Origin of the sequence: Bradyrhizobium sp. AZCC 1578 (assembly GCF_036924675.1) — a bacterium.
In the GTDB taxonomy this organism is placed as follows: Bacteria; Pseudomonadota; Alphaproteobacteria; order Rhizobiales; family Xanthobacteraceae; genus Bradyrhizobium.
The window spans coordinates 3,669,035-3,687,975 of record NZ_JAZHRZ010000001.1 but is presented as its reverse complement, the minus strand read 5'-3'; the positions used below and the strand labels follow the sequence as shown (position 1 = coordinate 3,687,975).

The following is an 18,941-nucleotide window of genomic DNA, read 5'->3' as shown; positions in this document are numbered from 1 at the left end:
GGCTGAAGCTGGCCGTACCATGGCGACGGAGCCGCGACGGTGGGCTGCCTCCGACTAACTCGCCATCTCGCACACCCGCCCGCCTTCACCCTGTCCGATGATCTCCGCAACCTTGCCGTCGACGATGTGGATGCGGCGGTCGGCGCGGGCGGCGAGCGCTGGATCGTGGGTTACCACAACCACGGTCTGGCCCTGGTCGGCGATGTCGCGGAGGATCGAAAACACCTGTTCCGTCGATGCCGTGTCGAGGGCGCCTGTCGGCTCGTCGGCGACGATGATCTCGGGGCGGTTGGCAAGCGCGCGGGCGATCGCGACGCGCTGGCGCTGGCCGCCGGAGAGCTGGTTGGGACGCTTGTTGGCGTGCTCGCCAAGCCCAAGCGAGCCCAGCAGCGCAAGGCCGCGCTCGCGCATCTCGCCTTCGGTCATCCTGCCGGCTGCGCGCATCGGCAGCAGCACATTGTCGAGCGAGGTGAACTCCGGCAGCAGGAAATGAAACTGGAACACAAAACCGCATTTGGTTAGGCGAACGTCGGCTCGCTCCGTCTCCGACAATTTCGAGGTCGGTTGGCCGCAGATCATGATCTCGCCTTCGCTGGGAGCATCGAGCAGGCCCAGGAGATAGAGCAGCGACGATTTGCCCGATCCCGACGGCCCGGTAATGGCGACGAATTCGCCTTTGTTCACCGCAAGATCAATGCCGTTGACGAGGGTGTGCGAAACGACGCCTTCGATGCGGCGAACCAGCTCCACTGCTTGCAAAGCGACTTCGGTCATGATGCCCCCCGGATGATGTCGACTGGATGCACGCGCGTTGCCTTGCGTGCGGGGAAATAGGCCGCGCCTGCGCAGCAGAGCAGCGATATGCCGCCGGCGACCACATAGTGCATCGCAGAGTAATAGATTTGCAGCGGAACGGTCGTGCCGGTCAGCGGATTGAAGATCGTGATCTTCGACCAGCCGTAGCAGAGCAGGTAACCGAGGATCCACCCGAACAGGATGCCGACCACGCCGATAATGATGGATTCGATGATGAAGATCCGCCGCACTGCATACTCGCGCATGCCCAGCGATTTCATGATTGCGATGTCTTGACGCTTCTCGTGCGTGATCGTCGAGATGATGTTGTAGGTGGCAAAGGACGATGTCAGCAGCATCGCTGCCATCACCGTGAGCACGATGAAATCACGCACGGTAAAGGTCGACAGCAAGTCGGCATTGGCTTCCTGCCAGGACACCGACTTGTAACCGGTTTGCGCTTCGACCTGGGCGGCAACCTTTTGCGCCGACATCGGATCGTTCAACCGCAGCCGCAACTGGTTGACGACCCCGCTTTGCCCCATCATGAGCTGCGCCGTCCCGGCCAGCGAATAGATCTGGCTCTCATCGACGCGCTTCAAGCCGGAGCGAAACAGCCCGGCCACCGTCGAATTCAGCCGGGTGCCCTGGCCGCCGACCAGGAGGACAGTGTTGCCGGTTTTCACGCCGAGTTTTTCGGCGAGCGCCTCGCCGACGATGATGCCGTTCGGCGCGCGTGAAAGATCGTCGAGCTTTCCCTCGCGCATCTGCGAGCCGAGTTTCGAGACCTGGATCTCACGGCGGGGGTCGATGCCGGTCAAGGTGATCCCGATGCGGGCGCCGCCATGATCGATGATCGCGCTGGTCGTCACCGAGGGCGTCACGTCGCCGGGTATCCAGGAGCGCAGCGAGCTCATCACCGATTCCGGATATTTGATGCCGGGACGCTTGCCGACATTGGCGATGTCGGCCATTTGGACCGCTGCATATTCCTGCTCTGCGGGTTGCGTGGGCACGGAGCGCCGTTCATCATCGACCGTGATGTGCGGCATGGTGTCGACGAGCTGCCGCAGGAAATCGATCTGCGAGCCCTGCATCAGGCCGGCCATCATGATGGTGAAGCCGACCCCCATGGCGACGCCGGCCATACCCACCAGAGTCTGGCGTACCCGGGCGCTGACATGGGTCCATGCGATGTTGAACAGAAGCTTCACGGCACTTACCGGCTGTTGCTGATGAGGTTGCGACGGGCGTCGTTGACGACGGAATCGATGTGGGCGGTCATGGCTGCCGAGATCACCGCATCATCGGGATCCGAAGGAGCTGTGGTGGCCGAAGCTACCGCGACAGATTCGGGTGTCCCGGCTGGCTGATCGGTCGGTTCACTCGTGGGCGCCGGCTCCACAACTTTGGCCGAGTTGCTGTCGATGCGAATCCTGGCGCCCTCGGCGAGATCCGTGCGGGCGGGCGAAAGCACCGAGGTGCCCTTGGATATGTCGCCGAGGATCTCGATGTTGCGGTTGCCACGGATGCCGACCGTCACCGGCACACGTTTGATCCGGCCGTCATCGACCATCTGAACCGAACCGGCTGCGACGGCCTCCGCCGGTACGACAATGGCCGCCTGCTTCTCGCGGAAGATGATATTGACCTCGGCCGACATGCCAATTCGCAGCGGCGTGTCCTGCGGCAGCCGCAGATAGACGCGGAAGGTTTTGCGGGTCGGGTCGCCCTTTGGCGTGATCTGGGAGACCGTGGCTCGCAGGGCCCTTCCGGGGAAAGCTTCGCTTCGCAGAAAAGCCTTCTGGCCGGTCGCGATGCGGTTGATTTCCTCCTCATTGATTTCGGCAACGACCTGCATCGGCGCAGGCGGTCCAACCCAGAACAAGACATCGGTGGGGCCGGCGATCTCGCCGACCTCGCCGTCGCGCCGCAGCACCATGCCGTCGAGCGGAGCCCTCAGCAGCAGCGAGTCGAGCCGTACCTTCTGCGCGGCGATCCGCGATTTTGTTTCCTCGAGCTTGGTCCAGCGCTGCTCGTAGTCGGTGCGCGCGGCGTCGCTCTTGTCGCGATCCTTCTCGGCGCGCGCCAGATCGCGTTCGAGCTGGCCGCGATTGATTTCCATCTGATCCAGCGCGCTGCGCTCCTCGGCGTCGTCCTGGCGACCGAGGACCTGGCCGGCCTTCACCACCTGTCCCTCGCATCTGCAAAGCTCGACCAGCCGGCGGCGCTGCAGCGGCACTACTTTGGCCCAGCGCTCGGGCTCGACGGTGCCGGTTCCGTAAACCGCTTCGGAAACCGGCGCGAGGCCCGCAATGCTGGTGGTCACCAACGGTGCACGAAGCAAGTGGGGATAGGCGTAATAGCCAACCCCTGCCGTGGCGACGGCCAGAATGCCGGTTGCGATCAGATGCTGCAACTTCATGGTGCGTCCCCTGACTCAGAAGCCAAACCGCTTGCGCAGGCCCGATGGAACCTGGTCGAGCAGATCACGAACGTCTTCTTTCTTTGCATTCTTCATTGGAGCTGCCGACGTGGCCTTGGGAGATGCCTGCAATACCGTGGTGTTGGATGGCGCCGGCTGCGGGATAGCAGGCGACGGCGTGGCGGCGGGCGCCGGCTGCACGACGGCGGGTGCAGGTGGGGGCGCGGCCGGCGCGGGTTGGTCCGGGCTGTCCAGTGCTCTTTCGATTTTCGACGCCTTGTCGGAAGCCTTGACGGAGTCCTTTGGCGCGCCAGCAACCCGAACGGCGCGCCATTCTCTTGCTGCCACCACGGCACGGCCGATCTCGTCGCTCGTCATCTTCTTCATGAGAAGGGACATCAGTTGCCGCGCACCGTTGCGGTCCTCGTCGAGCTTGCTGGCGGAAGCGACGATGTGGGCCCAGGAATAGGCCTTCACATTTTCCTTCGCTACGCCGCGCCCGCTCGCGTAGAGGCCGGCAACGATCAGCATGGCGTGGGCATGCCCCTGATCGGCCGCGCGCAAGAACCAGCGAAATGCCTCCTGGTCGCTGCGCGGACGACCGACGCCTGACGAATAGAGCGCCCCGAGATAGAACTGGGCCTCATCATCGCCCGCTTGCGCCGCCTGCTCGTAGCGAGTGGCCATGTCCCGATCGGACGCGGCGTCGGCAAGCGCGGCGTGGGGGGCCGTCAGCAGAGCGGAGCAGCAGGCAATTACGACAACTGCTCGCTTGGCCGCCGAAATTGCGCAACGAAATGCTGGCCGCAATGATCGGTTTGAGACCGGGTTGATCGATTGGAAATTCAGGGTGCGCCGCATTGCTACACACTTTCCGCTTTGTTCTTTCGTGCCAGAAAGGCACCTGAGGCGTCCGAGCCGCGCTGGCAGCCGGAATTTCTCAATTGGAGTCGATGATCGCCTGATTGTTACGCAAGCAGCACATCTCAAACGAGGTCGAGCGGCTGATGCGGGTTTAGTCTCTCCACAGCACCTCTCACGAGCTGAACTCTAGCCCACCTGCGCGCCGACAAATGTGCGACGCGTCACATATCTGGCTTGCTGCAGCCGGAACTCGGCTTATTTGCCAGTTCCGTTCGACGCGCATTGAATTCGAAGCCAAAGCAAATGCGTTGAAGGGTGTGGCGATTACCCACAAGGTGGAAGTGCACGATCCACATGGACGGCCTCCCAAGGATCAAATCCTCGTGGCCTGCTGCTCAAAGATTGCCGACGCGCCGCCCTTTGTGCTGCTGCGCTGACCCTGGGCCATGGCAACGGGCCAGCGCGGGCGTTTCAAGCCTCCGACTTCAGGTCGGCGAAAGCCTCTTTGAGGCAAATGGCGATAGGTCGCTTCCCCTGGTCGCGATTCCAGTTATCGATCGCAAGACGTAGTGCTCCGATCGACATCATGGCGACGATGCGGAGCGCGGGCTGCCGCTTGGGCTGCGGCCACATCTGGCAGAGCGCGTCGAATACCGCTTGTTCTTTCTCTACATATTTCGCCTGGTGTCGTATGCGAAGCGACTCGTTCGCACACATCAGGCGTTCGATCACCCTGGCTTGCTTGTAATCGGCCTGAAAGCGGATCGTCAGCTCCAATAAGGCGTTCTTCACGGCGTTGAGTGGCGATTGTTTGGTCGATTGCTCCAGCACGGCGGCTCGCAGGGTCTCGGTGAAACCACCGTCCTGCCACGCCAGCAGAATCTCTTCCTTGGACTTGAAATAGTAGAAGAACGTCCGCCGCGAGATCCCCGCTGCCTCCGCGATCGCGTCAAGCGTAGTCGCCTCGTAGCCGTTGGACAGAAACAGCCTCAGGCCTTCCTCGGCGATTCGATGCAGCGTCTCGCGCCGCTTCCGCTCGCGCAGGCCTTCCTTCTTCGGGGGCGAACTTTCCATAGCCAGCTCTGGCATAAATTTATTCTCTTGCAAAATTACACTCAGTGCAATACAAGATTACACCAAGTGCAAATTTTGTTCAAGATGTGTTCATGGAGAGCAAGGTGGGCGGCGATACTCCCTCGCGGCGTGTTCAATCCGCTCTCGCCGGTGGCCGGCGCGACGCAATCGTGGCGGGCAACATGACGCGACGGCGTCTCGGTGCCATGTTGCTCGCTGTCGCAATCACGACCGCCGCTTCGGTAGATCCAGCGCGAGCGCAGTCCGCCGCGCCCTCTTTCATTGATCTCGACTGGGTCGACTCCTCACGTTCGCGTGCCGTTCCGGCGCGCCTGCATTGGCCCACGAATATCGCGTCGGGGTCGCGCGTGCCGCTCATCGTGTTCTCCCATGGCATTGGCGGCTCCCGCCGGGGCTACAGCTATCTGGGGCGACATTGGGCTGCCCGCGGCATTGCGAGTTTGCATGTTCAGCATGCGGGCAGCGATTCGTCGCTCTGGGTGGGCAATCCTCTCACCGTCGTGGACCGTTTGCAGCGAGCAGCTCATGAGAGCGAGGCGCTGGCGCGGGCCTGGGATCTGCGCTTCGCCCTGGACCGCGTGCTGTCGAGCCCCTACGGCGCCCAGATCGATCGTCGGCGTATCGTAGCGGCCGGACATTCATATGGCGCGAACACCGCCCTTCTTGCGGTTGGCGCCCGCGTGATGCGTGAAGGGCAGTGGGTCGAGGCCCGCGATCCGCGCTTTGCGGCGGCGATCGTGATCTCTGCGCCGCCGTTCTACGGCGAGTCCGATCTTGCTTCGGTACTGAGCAAGATCGCGGTTCCGAACCTGCACGTGACTGCGACCAACGACGTCATCGAAATCCCCGGATACCACTCGCCCGCTGCCGATCGATTAGCCGTCTTCAACGCCATTGCCACACCGCGCAAGCTGCTTGCCGTGTTTGAGGGCGGCTCGCACAGCATCTTTACCGATCGCTCGTTCACAGGTGGTCCGACTCTAAATCCGAAAGTGAAGGCTGCGACGGCGGAACTCACTCTGGCTTTCCTCGACCTGGCCTTCGACGGCAACGGGACGACGCTGACGCGCTGGAATGCGACATGGCAGCCAATCCTGGCATCGGCGCCCGGCGCCGCACTTTCTCCCGTTCCGGTCGCGCGTTCCCGGCGCATGGTCCAGGGGGCGGCGATCGGTCTTGTTCCCTCGCCGTGAGATGGCCTGTAGTAGCGACGTTGAGCTTGATGGCTGCCGGTTGCGCGACCGCACCGCTGGAACGGTCCGGGTCGCTAGTCTCTTACGACAATCTGACGCCGTCCGATGGGCTTCTAACCAAGTCGCAGGTTCGGGTCAGCAAGGCTGATGTTCTCGCCGCGAAGACCGCGCGGATCGAGCCAACCGCATTCACGGTGGCCGCGGCAAACCAGCCGTTCTCGGACCAGCAGCGCAGCCTGATCAAGAATGCGATAAACAGAGCGATGTGTTTTGCGCTGAGCGAGCGTTTCCGAATTGTGGCACCGACGGAAGCGGCGGACTTGAGTGTCCGGGCAGTCATTACCCACATTGCGCCGACCGATGCGACGGCAGCCGGCGTCTCCAAGGTCGCGAGCGTCGTACCGTCTGTCGTTGCTCCCGGTGTACCCATCCCTGTGCCGCGGCTTCCGATCGGACTCGGGAGCCTGACCGTAGAGGCCGAGGCCCGTGATCGCAGCGGCAATCAAAAGGCTGCCATGATCTGGGCGCGCGGAGCGAACTCCTTCACCAGCGCTCCGCGCGTATCGAGCGACGGGGATGCCTATGATCTCGCCAGCGCTTTCGGAGACGATTTCGGGAAATTGCTTGTTACCGCCGAGAGTCCGTTCGGGAAGGTCTCGGCGCCGCCATCCATCGGCAGTCTGAAGGCCTCTCTCGGTGGCGCGCCGAAAGAGGCGATTTGTGAAGCATTCGGGCGAGCGCCGGGGTTGGCCGGCATGATCGGCGAGCGGATAGGGCTGCCGCCGGATTGGACCGACCGGGGTGCGTCGGCGAACGCAGCGCCGGAAGCGCCTGATACGGATTCTGCTCGCGATCCCTCGAGAGGAAATTGAGCGGACCGTCTGCAGGCGACCTCGAGATTCTCGACCGGAAACTCCGGTGGCCCGTTATTCAAGGCCCGGCAATCAGCCCGCTCAACGAAAAAAATGGTGGAGACACGAACGGGATATTGACCGAGATCGACCTCGACGCGCTGATAGTGCCTGAGTTGCCTCTCGCTTGAGGGGTTTGGTTGATCGAGATCGGGCGCGCGCCGACGTGCATTGTCGAAGGAGGGCCGCCACAATGAATGACATCGGCGAACTCTTCATTCTCGGCTTCTTCGGCAAGATCGTTCCCAATTGGCTGAAGGAATTTGCGGCTCGCTACGGTCTCGGCGGGGTGATCCTGTTCGATTATTCCTGCCGGACGCGAGAATACGACAACAACATTGAATCGCCTGAACAGGTGCAACGCCTTTGCGCGGAGATTTCCGCGCTGCCGTCGCGGCCGATGGTGTTCATCGACCAGGAAGGTGGATTGGTACGGCGGCTGAAGGAAAACCGCGGGTTTGCGCCGCTTCCCAGTGCGAGGGAATTCAATCTCCTCGCATCGGATCAAAAGCACGCGATCCTCACCACGAGCTTTGCCGAGATGCGGCGGCTCGGCATCCACTATGATTTCGCGCCGGTCATCGACGTCGACTACAATCCCGACAACCCCAATATCGGCAGGATCAAGCGTTCCTACTCCGCCGACATCGCCGAGGTGGAAGCCAATGCGTTGCTGGCAAGCGAGGTGGCGCGGGCGCAGCGCATCGGCCTGTGCCTGAAGCATTTCCCTGGCATCGGTGGCGCGGTGGTGGATTCGCATCAGGAATTCATGGATATCTCCGAGGCCCTTCGCGGTGAGCAGGAAGAGCTGTTCTATTCGCTTGCGCCAGCAATGTTCGGCGATGCGGTGCTGGTCAGCCACGCCATCGTCAGACAATGGGACCATTGCCCGATGACGCTGTCCGCGGCGGGGCTTGGCCGCTTGCGCAAGCGCCTTCCGGATACGCTCTTGATCACCGACGACATGCAGATGCAGGGATTGCAGAAGGCGTTGGGCACGCGGGAAGCCAGCCTGCAATCGCTCAAAGCCGGCATGGACATGCTCTGCATCGGCAACAATTTGTTCGATCAGGAACAGCAGATGGCCGGGATTGCCGAATACATCGCAGACAGCCTGCGCGAGGGAACCTTGTCCGGTTCGGCGATCGAGAAATCGATCGCGCGCGTCGGCAAGCGAAAGGCGCTCCTGACGGCCTGACGCGGTGGACCCCGAAATCCGAAGCACATCAGGCCCACAAGGTGTTGCGTTGCCAGGCCGTTGAGACTACAAGCGCTTTTTCAGCGGAAAGACCGACGATGGCCCATAATTTCGCGATCAACGACGACGTTCATCACCAGCAGCAGGGGCCGCAGGGCCGCGCCGTGGCGAAGGAACGAAGCGTCTACACCATCGTTTCCTGCCTGCCGATCGAAGCCGACGGCCGCCCGCGCTATCGCATCAGGAGCAAATCCGAGAATGTTGAGCGCGTCGTGACCGAGGAGCAGATCTCCAGGCTCGGCTGACCTCAAGCCTACTGCGCCTTCTCGTGCGCTGCGGTGCCGATCGCCTTGTAATCGTAGGTCGGATAGAACTCGGTGCGGTAACTGCCCCAGGCCGTGTTCTCGAGGATGCGGTTGACCTCGCGCAATCGCGACGCCGGCAGCCGCAGTGTGACCACCTGTCCGATCCCCATCATGACATACCAGCTCACGACTTCGACGCCGTCAGGCGGGAAAGCCTTGTAGTATCCCTGCCGGTGAAGCTGCGCGTTGAGTTCGCTCAGGGGCCGCGACTGGTCATGTTTGAGGAATACGGTGAGCATCACGGCGTTGTCGGCCGTCGGCGGGGCGTTCTCCGCCGCTGCCGGTGGGTTTTGCGCCGCCACGCCCGAGCTGAACGTCAGGACGCCGGCCAGCACGGCCATCGCCATCCATAATCCCTTTGCCTGCGACATCGCGGTCTCCCTTTTTGGATTCGTTGCGGGATGATTTGGGCCTCGATCATTGCGGGGCTGCCGGCGCATGTAATCAGGGCGATGCCGCGAGCAAGCCGTCGCGCGCAACGGGCGTCGAGGGGGAAGGGAGACGCCGGCTTGGGGCGCCGACAGGAAATCACACCGAGAACCGGCGGAGGTCTATTAACAAAGCAAATGCGCTCACCGTTAAAATACGGGGCTGGCGCGCAACGGCTTTTATGTTCGGAGCACGTATTTCGGCTGAAGACACCCTGATTTCGAATGATTTTGGCCCGATTTAGTCCGGCGGCGAGACGGGTTGGCGGATTTCTCCGTATTCTTACCAGTTAAGAAATTAACCATGAAAGAGGGTGGAACCGATAAAATAGTTATATGTCGGGACAAGATCATCGCGCCGCTGATTCGCACTTCACGAAGTGGATGGAAAACGTCACACCTCTCGAAGAGAATCCTGAGATCGTCCAGCTATCCGCCGCGCGCTCGCGTGCCGCGGAAGAGGCGGGAGCGGCGATCGCCCGGCAATTGAACGGACCGCTGACAGCGCTGCTGCTCTACATGAATGAAATCAAGCAGCACAGCCACCAGCTTTCGCAGGGATCCGGCAACCGGCTCTACCTGCAACAGGTGGTGGAGAACGCGCTTCAGCAAACCGAGCGCGTCTGCGCTCTGGTGAAGCAGATGTCGGACAATCATCCGGTGTCCGACGCCGTTCGCAAGCAGGCGGGCGAGGGCCAGGCCGGCCGCTCCGCGGATGGCGCCCGCAGGCCGGGCCTGATGTTGGCCCCGGGATCAGGCCAGAAGCCTCTGACCAGGCGCGAGCGCGAGGTGCTGAGCCTGATCAGCGAAGGTTGCTCCAACAAGCAAGGCGCCTTGCGGATGAATATCAGCCCAAGAACATTCGAGAGCCATCGCGCCGAGGCCATGCGCAAGCTTGGCGCCCGCAACACCGCGGATCTGGTTCGCAAGGCGCTGCTGCAGCCCGCCTGATCTATCCCGAAGCGAAGCTTGCGATGCGCGGCTAAGCGGCGCGGTTTTGCGCTGCCGGAATCGGAGGCTTGCGATTCTGCGCGATCGGGCCGTTCTGCCGTTCAGCAAAAATCTTCCATCAAGGAGCGACTGCGCGCCGCGGGGCGCGGCGAGCGCGTCGGCTTGGGCTCTTCCGGGATGATCGTGATGGTCCACGCCGCCGGAACGCTCGACTTGCTTGCCACGATCGATCGAACGTGGCCGGTGACCGCCGATCCGGCCGAATGCACGGTTGCAGTCCTGCCATTGAACTGGGCGATACGGAGACGCCGCACTTCTTTCTGATCGCTCGTTTCAAACGTGAACATGAGGGCACTCCCTTGGTCCACGCAACTATCCTCAGTCAACGTTATCCGGAGGTGAAAATCTCAAACCGTAGAAGTACGGCTAACTGCGCGTCTGCGGTGTGCAGCGCGCTCTTCCGGGATGGTGTCAGCCGGCTGCGTCGGGAAACACCGCTTCCATCTTGGTCTTCAGCGTTGCGGCGTTGAACGGCTTGACGATGTAATTGTTGACGCCGGCCTTCTTCGCGGCGATCACGTTTTCGGTCTTGGATTCAGCGGTGATCATGATGAAGGGCGTCTTGGAGAATTCCGGGCTGGCACGGACTTCCCTGAGCAGGTCGTAACCGGTCATCGGCTCCATGTTCCAGTCGGAGATCACGAGGCCGTATCGCTTGGTCTGCATCTTGGCGAGCGCAGCCGATCCATCGCTGGCCTCGTCGACATTCTCGAATCCGAGCTGCTTGAGAAGGTTGCGGATGATGCGGATCATGGTGCTGTAGTCATCGACTACCAGGATCGGCATCGACAGATCAAAAGCCATGTTCGTACTCCGCGCAAACAATATGCCGCCGAACCCAGGTGAATGCGCGTTGCACGCGAAAGAGTCTCGAACCCGCACCCGTCAGCACCGTGACAACTATCAGGGCTCGTTGAACAGCGCGTTAATCCCCTGCGGGACCGAAACGCCGCAGAAGTCGCGATTGGCCGTAGTAATACGGTGAGGCAGGGGGGCGTCGCAATCTTCGCGCGCAACGGCGATGCGAGGCGTACCGCAGATCGGGCTGCGGCCGTGGTCGATCGCAGCAAAGCGATTACGCAGCCGCGCTGTGGATGCGCGGATGCAGCAGCCTCGTGTACTGCGCCCTGACCGTCGCGTAGCATTCGCAGGACGTCTTGATCAGGCCGTCCACGTTGGTGATTTCGATATGCCCGCGGCTGTAGTGGATGAAGTCCGCTTGCTGCAGCGTATGGGCCACCAGCGAAACGCTGTTGCGGCGTGCGCCGATCATCTGGGCCATCGCTTCCTGGGTCAGGACCAGCTTGTCGCTGCCGGAGAGGTCGCGTGTATGCAACAGGCATCGCGCCAGCCGGGATTCCACCGTGTGCGAGGCATTGCAGCCGGCGGTCTGCTGGATTTGCGCATAGACGGCGAGGCCGTGCCGCGTCAGCGCGGTGCGCAACGTCGCGCTCTGGTCGGCGGCAGCACGAAGCTGGTCGAGATCGATCGTCGAGGCCGCGCCCGGCACCAGCACCACGGCGGTGTTCAACGCCACGGCGTCGCCGAGGGCGGCGAATGCACCGAAGATGCTGTCGCGGCCGATCATCGCGATCTGGACGTGCTCGCCGCGCGCGAGCTTCACGACCAGCGAGATGACGCCCTTGTGCGGAAGGTACGCACGCTTGAGCGTTTCGTCGACTTCGACCAGCACCATCTCCTGGCTGAGATCGGCGGCGCGCAGATGCGGGCGGATCAATTCGAAATCATCCGCGGTCAGCGAGGACAAGAATCCATTCGGAGAACGAGGAGCTGAATCCAAAGCAGTCTCCTGCCTTACGGCCAAGCCGGTCTCTGGCGTCTGCTGCGTACAGTCCGAACTGCAGGATGATCCTCGCACATTATATTGGCAAGAAAAACTGGCAAACGTGGATCGATGGCACCGGCGCATCGGCTCGGCCAGGTGGGCTTTAACCGCTCCGACGCTTCGCGATGCAAGCACGGCGATGCGACCTCGCCGCCGGCAACCTTGCGAACATCTTCGAAGCAGCGGCCGCGCGAGTTGCCCTGGCAGGCGAGCTACAAATTCCCAATCCGGATCAGCCCAGGTTGTGGAACCGACCTTATACACTGTAGAGGGCAGACAGAGTGGCCTGTTTTCGACGGAGATGCGGTAGTGCACTGATTCGCAAGATAAAACTGCCGCACGATCAGCCGAGAGGTTCCCTTTGTGGAACCGCCGGTGGACGGAGCGCGTCCTACGCCGCGAGGGAGATGGATCATGCGTCGCATCTTGGTGGTCGATGACGATCCCATGGTCTGCTCGGCCATCGAGGTCTATCTCGAACGTCACGGCTTTGAGGTGACGGTAGCCGATGGCGGCGAAGCTGGGCTGCGCGCGCTGGAAGATTCCGGCTTCGACCTGATGCTCGTCGATATCTTCATGCCGCACATGCGCGGCTTCGAATCGATCAGGATTTTTCACGAGCGTGCGCCGACGATTCCCCTGGTTGCGATGTCGGGATACGCCTTTGCCAATCTCGATTCGCCGGCGCCGGACTTCCTGCGCATGGCGCTCGAGCTCGGTGCCACGCGCTGCCTGCGCAAGCCGTTCACGCCGGGCGCGCTGCTGGCGGTCGTCAACGAATGTCTCGCCGAAGCCCGCTCCCGTTTCAGCGGCATCGCCCAGTCGAACTAGCGGCCGGCGAATTTCTCTCCGCAGCAATCGCCAGAATTTTTGCAAGCCGCGGTCACGGCCACTTAACCGTACTTTTACGGTTTGCTGCTTAGCTCAGCTTTAACCATCGGCAGTTCAGTGTCCGATTGCTGCAAATCAGAGCCGCCAAGTTGAGGCATTGTTAAATCTCGCTCTGTATTGCTGGCATGGCCAAAGAAATGGCTTCGAAACCAGAAGGAAATAGACATGTCAGGCATTGTCCTCTCCGCGTCGGTTCGCCAGAACCTCCTCTCCCTCCAGTCGACCGCTGATCTGCTCGCCACCACGCAGAACCGCCTTGCCACCGGCAAGAAGGTCAACACGGCCCTCGACAATCCCACGAACTTCTTCACCGCGCAGTCGCTCGATTCGCGCGCCGGTGACATCAACAACCTCCTCGACGGCATCGGCAACGGCGTGCAGGTGCTGCAGGCCGCCAACACCGGCATCACCTCGCTGCAGAAGCTGGTCGATACCGCAAAGTCGATCGCCAACCAGGCGCTGCAGAGCGCGGTTGGTTACTCCACCAAGTCGAACGTGTCGGCGACGATCGCCGGCGCCACCGCCACCGACCTGCGCGGCACCAACAGCTACACCAATGCGACCGCGAGCAGCAACGTGCTCTATACTGGTGCCGCGGGTGGCACCACTGCAGCAGGCTCTACAGCTCTGATCGGCGGTGTCGGCGGATCGACTGCGTTCGGTGTTAAGCTGAACAACAACTCGACGCCGGCCGCGATCACCTCCGCGACCGTGATTGCTGCGACTTCCGCCGTTGCGTCGGACGCCCTTGCTGATACCGTTGCGGCGACCGGCCTGGCCGGCAAGAGCATCACCGTTAATGGCAAGACGATTACGTTCTCGGCAACGGCTACCCCCGCTGCCGCCACTCTCCCCGCCGGTTCGGGTGTGCTCGGCAACGTCGTGAACGACGGCAACGGCAATTCGACCGTTCATCTCGGCACCGCCGCGACCAGCGCCACGACCGTTGGCGACATCCTGAACGCGATCGACCTTGCCAGTGGCGTCAAGACCTCAGTCAACACCGCCGGTGTGGCGGCATATACGACGGCTTCGAACACCCAGGCCAGCAGCGTCACCGCGGCAGGCGAACTGGCGATCTCGTCCACAGGCGGCGGCACCACCACTATCACCGGCGCCAACGACATTCTGAAGTTCTTCGGCTTGACCAGCGCGACCGGTTCCAGCACCGGCACCGTCACGGTGGGCAGCGTGACCAGCTCGAACACGACGGCCAACCTGGTGCAGGACGGCTCGACGCTCAACGTCAACGGCAGGACCATCACCTTTACGTCGGCGAAGGCGCCTGCCGCAGCGGCCGTCCCGGCCGGCTCCGGCGTCAGCGGCAACATCGTGACCGATGGCGCCGGTAACTCGACCGTCTACCTGCAGGGCGCGGCGATCTCTGACGTGCTAAACGCCATCGACCTGGCGACCGGCGTCAAGACGACCGTCAACGCAGGCGGCACCGCGACGCTGTCGACCGCACAAGGTGTGACAGCCTCCTCGATCGCCGCCAACGGCCAGCTGCAGATCAGCACCGGCACTGCCTCGGACCTCAACATCACCGGCACGGGCAATGCGCTCTCCGCGCTCGGCCTCGGCGGCAACCAGGGCACGGCTACGAGCTTCGAGGCCACCCGTACTGCTCTCGCTGGCGGCGTCGCCGGGAAGACCTTGTCCTTCACCTCCTTCAATGGCGGCACGGCGGTCAACGTCACCTTCGGCGACGGCTCCAACGGCACGGTCAAGACGCTCGACCAGCTCAACGCCGCGCTGCTGGCTAACAACCTCAGTGCGACGCTGGACTCGACCGGCAAGCTGACGATCTCGGCCACCAACGACTATGCGTCGACCACCATCGGTTCGGCGACATCGGGTGGTGCTATCGGCGGCACGCTCACCAGCGCGATCAGCTTCACCACCGCGTCGGCTCCCGTCGTCGATAATGCGGCGCAGACGGTTCGCAGCGGTCTGGTCAACCAGTTCAATGGCATCCTGGCCCAGATCACCACCACCGCAGCGGACGCGTCGTTCAACGGCGTCAACCTGCTCGGCGGCGATCAGCTCAAGCTGACGTTCAACGAGACCGGCAAGTCGACCCTGAGCATCACCGGCGTCAACTTCGATGCCGCCGGTCTCGGTCTGGCGAACCTGACGAGCGGCGTCGACTTCATCGACAACTCCGCCACCAACAAGGTCATTGCCAACCTGAGTTCGGCCTCGACCCTGCTGCGCTCCCAGGCTTCTGCCCTGGGTTCGAACCTGTCGATCGTGCAGATCCGTCAGGACTTCTCGAAGAACCTGATCAACGTGCTGCAGACCGGCTCGTCGAACCTGACGCTGGCCGACACCAACGAGGAAGCGGCGAACAGCCAGGCGCTGTCGACCCGCCAGTCGATCGCGGTGTCCGCGCTGGCGCTGGCCAACCAGAGCCAGCAGAGCGTGCTGCAGTTGCTCCGCTAATAAGCGGCAAATACAAGATCAAAACGGCGGGGATCTCCCCGCCGTTTTTTTATGAGCGTTCAATATTGTTATCCCGCACGGGATGCGCGTCGTCGATCGTCTCTCGATCGCGCAGTCGCATCACCGCAAACGCACAGCTCACGAAATTATTCACCATATCCGTATTAGCACGGACGGTGAAATTAACGCAGCCGTGAAAACCGAAGGGTTATTTCTACAGAAGGCCAGTATCTGATTTAGAGGGCGTGCTCATATGGATGATCTGTTGCGGGAGTTCCTGACGGAGACCAGCGAGAGCCTGGATACGGTCGACAATCAGTTGGTGCGGTTCGAGCAGGACCCGAGCGACGCGAAGATTCTGGATAACATCTTCCGCCTGGTCCACACCATCAAGGGCACCTGCGGTTTCCTGGGCCTGCCGCGACTGGAAGCACTGGCCCATGCCGGCGAGACCTTGATGGGCAAGTTCCGCGACGGCATGCCGGTCAAGGCCGAAGCCGTGACGCTGATCCTGTCGAGCATCGACCGCATCAAGGAGATCCTTGCAGGTCTCGAAGCCACCGAGACCGAGCCCGAGGGCACCGACGAAGACCTGATCGAGAAGCTGCATGCGATGGCCGAAGGCGGTCACCATGCGGCGGCAGCGCCGCCTGAGCCCGTGCCCGCGCCTGTCGTGGCGGCGCCGCCGGTTGCGCCCGCGATGACCAAGGGCACGCTGGTCGAGCAGGTGCTGGAACGCCCGTTGCGTCCGGGCGAAGTCTCGCTCGACGACCTCGAGCGCGCCTTCCGCGAGACCGCGACCGAAGCCGCGCCGGTTCCCGTCGCCAAGGCTGCGCCGGCGCCGGAGGCCAGGGAAGTAAAGGCAAAACCGGCCAAGCGCGCCGCTGCCGTCGAAGTCGACGGCGAGGTCGCCGACAAGGTCGCCAACCAGTCGATCCGCGTCAACGTCGACACCCTCGAACATCTGATGACGATGGTTTCCGAGCTGGTCTTGACCCGCAACCAGCTCCTGGAAATCTCCCGCCGCAACGAGGACACCGAGTTCAAGGTGCCGCTGCAGCGGCTCTCCAACGTCACCGCCGAGCTGCAGGAAGGCGTCATGAAGACGCGGATGCAGCCGATCGGCAATGCCTGGCAGAAGCTGCCGCGCATCGTGCGCGACCTCTCCGGCGAACTCGGCAAGCAGATCGAACTCGAGATGCACGGCGCCGACACCGAACTCGACCGCCAGGTGCTCGATTTGATCAAGGATCCGTTGACGCACATGGTGCGCAACTCCGCCGACCACGGCCTGGAGACCCCGGCCGAGCGGCTCGCCGCCGGCAAGGGCGAGCAGGGCACGATCCGGCTGTCCGCCTACCACGAGGGCGGCCACATCATCATCTGCATCGCCGACAATGGCCGCGGGCTGAACACCGAGCGGATCAAGGCCAAAGCGCTGCAGAACGGTCTCGTCACCGAGGCCGAACTGGAGAAGATGACCGAAGCCCAGATCCACAAGTTCATCTTCGCGCCGGGCTTCTCCACCGCCGCCGCCGTCACCTCGGTCTCCGGCCGCGGGGTCGGCATGGACGTGGTGCGCACCAATATCGACCAGATCGGCGGCACCATCGACATCAAGAGCGTGGCCGGCGAAGGTTCTTCCGTCACCATCAAGATCCCGCTGACCCTGGCGATCGTCTCGGCCCTGATCGTGGAAGCCGCCGGCGACCGCTTTGCGATCCCGCAATTGTCGGTGGTCGAGCTGGTGCGCGCCCGCGCCAACTCCGAACACCGCATCGAGCGCATCAAGGACACCGCGGTCTTGCGGTTGCGCAACAAGCTGTTGCCGCTGATGCACCTGAAGAAGCTGTTGAAGATCGACGACGGCTCGTCCAGCGACCCCGAGAACGGCTTCATCGTGGTGACGCAGGTCGGCAGCCAGACCTTCGGCATCGTGGTCGACGGCGTGTTTCACACCGAAGAAATCGTGGTCAAGCCGATGTCGACCAAGCTGCGGCACATCGACATGTTCTCCGGCAACACCATTCTGGGCGATGGCGCCGTGATCATGATCATCGACCCCAACGGGATTGCCAAGGCGCTCGGCGCCTCCGGCGCCTCGGCCCATGAGATGGCCGACGAGGCCTCCGCGGCGCATGCCATGTCCGGCGAGCAGCTCACCTCGCTGCTCGTGTTCCGCGCCGGCTCCTCGCAGCCCAAGGCGGTGCCGCTCGGCCTCGTCACCCGGCTGGAAGAGATCGCCACCGACAAGATCGAGCTCTCCAACGGCCGCTACATGGTGCAGTACCGCGACCAGCTCATGCCGCTGGTGCAGATGGCCGGCGTCACGGTCCAGAGCACCGGCGCGCAGCCGATCCTGGTGTTCGCCGACGACGGCCGCTCGATGGGGCTCGTGGTCGACGAGATCATCGACATCGTCGAGGAGCGGCTGCACATCGAGGTCGCCGGCCAGCAGGACGGCATTCTGGGTTCCGCCGTGATCAAGGGCCAGGCCACCGAGGTGATCGACGTCGGCCACTTCCTGCCGATGGCGTTTGCCGACTGGTTCTCGCGCAAGGAGATGCGGGCCTCCTCGACCGCGCAATCGGTGCTCTTGGTCGACGACTCCGCCTTCTTCCGCAACATGCTGGCGCCGGTCTTGAAAGCCGCCGGCTACAAGGTGCGGGTCGCCGTCAACGCCCAGGAGGGGCTCTCGGCGCTGCGCTCGGGCCAGACCTTCGACGTGGTGCTGACCGACATCGAGATGCCCGACATGAACGGCTTCGAGTTCGCGGAAGTCATCCGCGCCGACAACAATCTGGGCACGCTGCCGATCATCGCGCTGTCCTCGCTGGTGTCGCCGGCGGCGATCGAGCGCGGCCGGCAGGCCGGCTTCCACGACTACGTCGCCAAGTTCGACCGCCCCGGCCTGATCGCGGCGCTGAAGGAACAGACCGCCGAGACCCGGCGCGCGGCCTAAGCAAGCCTGGCCGGGGCATTAAGGAAGTTAGACCATGACAACCAAGACCGAGACCATCGAGGGCACCGTGGCCGAATACGTCACCGCCGTGATCGGCGGGCAATTGTTCGGCCTGCCGATCTCCCGCGTCCAGGACGTGTTCATGCCGGAACGGCTGACGCGGGTGCCGCTGTCCTCCGCCGAGATCGCCGGCGTGCTCAATCTGCGCGGCCGCATCGTCACCGTGGTCGACATGCGCGCCCGGCTCGGCTTGCCGAAGAACGACGACGGCAAGCCGCCGATGGCGGTCGGCGTCGACTTGCGCGGCGAGTCCTACGGCCTGTTGATCGACCAGATCGGCGAGGTGCTGCGGCTGCCCGACAATGGCCGCGAGGAAAACCCCGTCAACCTCGACCCCCGCTTCGCCAAGCTCGCCGGCGGCGTGCACCGCCTCGACGGCCAGCTCATGGTCGTCCTCGACGTCGATCGCGTTCTCGAAATCATGCCGAAAACAACCCTCGCAGCGTAGCGCT

Annotated in this window: 20 protein-coding genes; 10 read left to right on the top strand and 10 right to left on the bottom strand. The window is 62.9% G+C overall.

Going from position 1 to position 18,941, the window contains the following annotated elements; genetic code table 11:
• Positions 1-54: 54 nt before the first annotated feature.
• Genes V1290_RS17500 through V1290_RS17485 form a run of 4 tightly spaced genes read right to left on the bottom strand, consistent with a single transcriptional unit; the run spans position 55 to position 3,907 of the window.
• On the bottom strand, positions 55-774 hold the full coding sequence (locus tag V1290_RS17500) for an ABC transporter ATP-binding protein (RefSeq protein WP_334365565.1): 720 nt from the start codon (positions 772-774) through the stop codon (positions 55-57).
• Positions 771-2,009, bottom strand: a complete 1,239-nt coding sequence (locus V1290_RS17495) for an ABC transporter permease (RefSeq protein ID WP_334365564.1) — start codon at positions 2,007-2,009, stop codon at positions 771-773. Before V1290_RS17495 ends, V1290_RS17500 begins: the two co-directional genes overlap by 4 nt.
• A gap of 5 nt (positions 2,010-2,014) precedes the next feature.
• Positions 2,015-3,220: an efflux RND transporter periplasmic adaptor subunit gene (locus tag V1290_RS17490; protein ID WP_334365563.1), complete on the bottom strand. Its 1,206-nt coding sequence runs from the start codon at positions 3,218-3,220 to the stop codon at positions 2,015-2,017.
• Between the two features lie 15 nt (positions 3,221-3,235).
• Positions 3,236-3,907, bottom strand: coding sequence for a tetratricopeptide repeat protein (locus tag V1290_RS17485; RefSeq protein ID WP_334365562.1), 672 nt, complete (start codon positions 3,905-3,907; stop codon positions 3,236-3,238).
• Positions 3,908-4,293: 386 nt separating this feature from the next.
• Between V1290_RS17485 and V1290_RS17480 the strand changes: the two genes are divergently transcribed.
• Entirely contained in the window at positions 4,294-4,521 is a 228-nt protein-coding gene (locus V1290_RS17480) for a hypothetical protein (RefSeq protein ID WP_334365561.1), read from the top strand.
• A gap of 34 nt (positions 4,522-4,555) precedes the next feature.
• Here V1290_RS17480 and V1290_RS17475 read toward each other — a convergent pair whose 3' ends face one another.
• Positions 4,556-5,158, bottom strand: coding sequence for a TetR/AcrR family transcriptional regulator (locus V1290_RS17475; protein WP_334365560.1), 603 nt, complete (start codon positions 5,156-5,158; stop codon positions 4,556-4,558).
• A gap of 170 nt (positions 5,159-5,328) precedes the next feature.
• Here V1290_RS17475 and V1290_RS17470 point away from each other — a divergent pair, with 170 nt between their 5' ends.
• The 4 genes from V1290_RS17470 (at position 5,329) to V1290_RS17455 (ending at position 8,786) form a co-directional block, all read left to right on the top strand.
• Positions 5,329-6,372 (top strand): alpha/beta hydrolase family protein, encoded by a 1,044-nt coding sequence (locus V1290_RS17470; protein WP_334365559.1) that lies wholly within the window; start codon positions 5,329-5,331, stop codon positions 6,370-6,372.
• Positions 6,373-6,401: 29 nt separating this feature from the next.
• Entirely contained in the window at positions 6,402-7,244 is an 843-nt protein-coding gene (locus tag V1290_RS17465) for a DUF3313 domain-containing protein (RefSeq protein ID WP_334365558.1), read from the top strand.
• Between the two features lie 232 nt (positions 7,245-7,476).
• Positions 7,477-8,481: a glycoside hydrolase family 3 N-terminal domain-containing protein gene (locus tag V1290_RS17460; protein ID WP_334365557.1), complete on the top strand. Its 1,005-nt coding sequence runs from the start codon at positions 7,477-7,479 to the stop codon at positions 8,479-8,481.
• Between the two features lie 98 nt (positions 8,482-8,579).
• A complete protein-coding gene (locus V1290_RS17455; RefSeq protein WP_028348539.1) occupies positions 8,580-8,786 on the top strand; it encodes a hypothetical protein in 207 nt (68 codons plus the stop codon).
• 8 nt (positions 8,787-8,794) lie between these two features.
• Here V1290_RS17455 and V1290_RS17450 read toward each other — a convergent pair whose 3' ends face one another.
• A complete protein-coding gene (locus V1290_RS17450; protein WP_442895063.1) occupies positions 8,795-9,193 on the bottom strand; it encodes a hypothetical protein in 399 nt (132 codons plus the stop codon).
• Positions 9,194-9,658: 465 nt separating this feature from the next.
• Here V1290_RS17450 and V1290_RS17445 point away from each other — a divergent pair, with 465 nt between their 5' ends.
• The gene (locus V1290_RS17445; RefSeq protein WP_442894995.1) at positions 9,659-10,225 is read left to right on the top strand and encodes a response regulator transcription factor; all 567 of its coding nucleotides are present in this window, start codon (positions 9,659-9,661) and stop codon (positions 10,223-10,225) included.
• Between the two features lie 101 nt (positions 10,226-10,326).
• Here V1290_RS17445 and V1290_RS17440 read toward each other — a convergent pair whose 3' ends face one another.
• The 3 genes from V1290_RS17440 to V1290_RS17430 form a co-directional block, all read right to left on the bottom strand.
• The gene (locus V1290_RS17440; RefSeq protein ID WP_334365554.1) at positions 10,327-10,572 is read right to left on the bottom strand and encodes a hypothetical protein; all 246 of its coding nucleotides are present in this window, start codon (positions 10,570-10,572) and stop codon (positions 10,327-10,329) included.
• 124 nt (positions 10,573-10,696) lie between these two features.
• Complete coding sequence (locus tag V1290_RS17435) at positions 10,697-11,089, bottom strand: response regulator (protein ID WP_028348548.1); 393 nt, start codon at positions 11,087-11,089, stop codon at positions 10,697-10,699.
• 271 nt (positions 11,090-11,360) lie between these two features.
• The gene (locus tag V1290_RS17430) at positions 11,361-12,086 is read right to left on the bottom strand and encodes a Crp/Fnr family transcriptional regulator (protein WP_334365553.1); all 726 of its coding nucleotides are present in this window, start codon (positions 12,084-12,086) and stop codon (positions 11,361-11,363) included.
• 459 nt (positions 12,087-12,545) lie between these two features.
• Here V1290_RS17430 and V1290_RS17425 point away from each other — a divergent pair, with 459 nt between their 5' ends.
• Positions 12,546-12,962, top strand: a complete 417-nt coding sequence (locus tag V1290_RS17425; protein WP_334365552.1) for a response regulator — start codon at positions 12,546-12,548, stop codon at positions 12,960-12,962.
• Positions 12,963-13,036: 74 nt separating this feature from the next.
• On the opposite strand, the gene V1290_RS17420 is transcribed toward V1290_RS17425, so the two are convergent.
• A complete protein-coding gene (locus V1290_RS17420) occupies positions 13,037-13,198 on the bottom strand; it encodes a hypothetical protein (protein ID WP_334365551.1) in 162 nt (53 codons plus the stop codon).
• On the opposite strand from V1290_RS17420, the gene V1290_RS17415 reads away from it, so the two are divergent.
• The 3 genes from V1290_RS17415 to V1290_RS17405 all read left to right on the top strand — a co-directional run bounded on the left by V1290_RS17415 (position 13,188) and on the right by V1290_RS17405 (position 18,937).
• On the top strand, positions 13,188-15,467 hold the full coding sequence (locus V1290_RS17415) for a DUF1522 domain-containing protein (protein WP_334365550.1): 2,280 nt from the start codon (positions 13,188-13,190) through the stop codon (positions 15,465-15,467). The two genes, V1290_RS17420 and V1290_RS17415, sit on opposite strands and share 11 nt — an antisense overlap.
• A gap of 253 nt (positions 15,468-15,720) precedes the next feature.
• Positions 15,721-18,429 carry a hybrid sensor histidine kinase/response regulator gene (locus V1290_RS17410; protein WP_334365549.1) on the top strand — a complete coding sequence of 903 codons (2,709 nt, stop codon included), beginning with the start codon at positions 15,721-15,723 and terminating at the stop codon, positions 18,427-18,429.
• Between the two features lie 34 nt (positions 18,430-18,463).
• The gene (locus V1290_RS17405) at positions 18,464-18,937 is read left to right on the top strand and encodes a chemotaxis protein CheW (RefSeq protein WP_334365548.1); all 474 of its coding nucleotides are present in this window, start codon (positions 18,464-18,466) and stop codon (positions 18,935-18,937) included.
• The last annotated feature ends 4 nt before the right edge of the window (positions 18,938-18,941 follow it).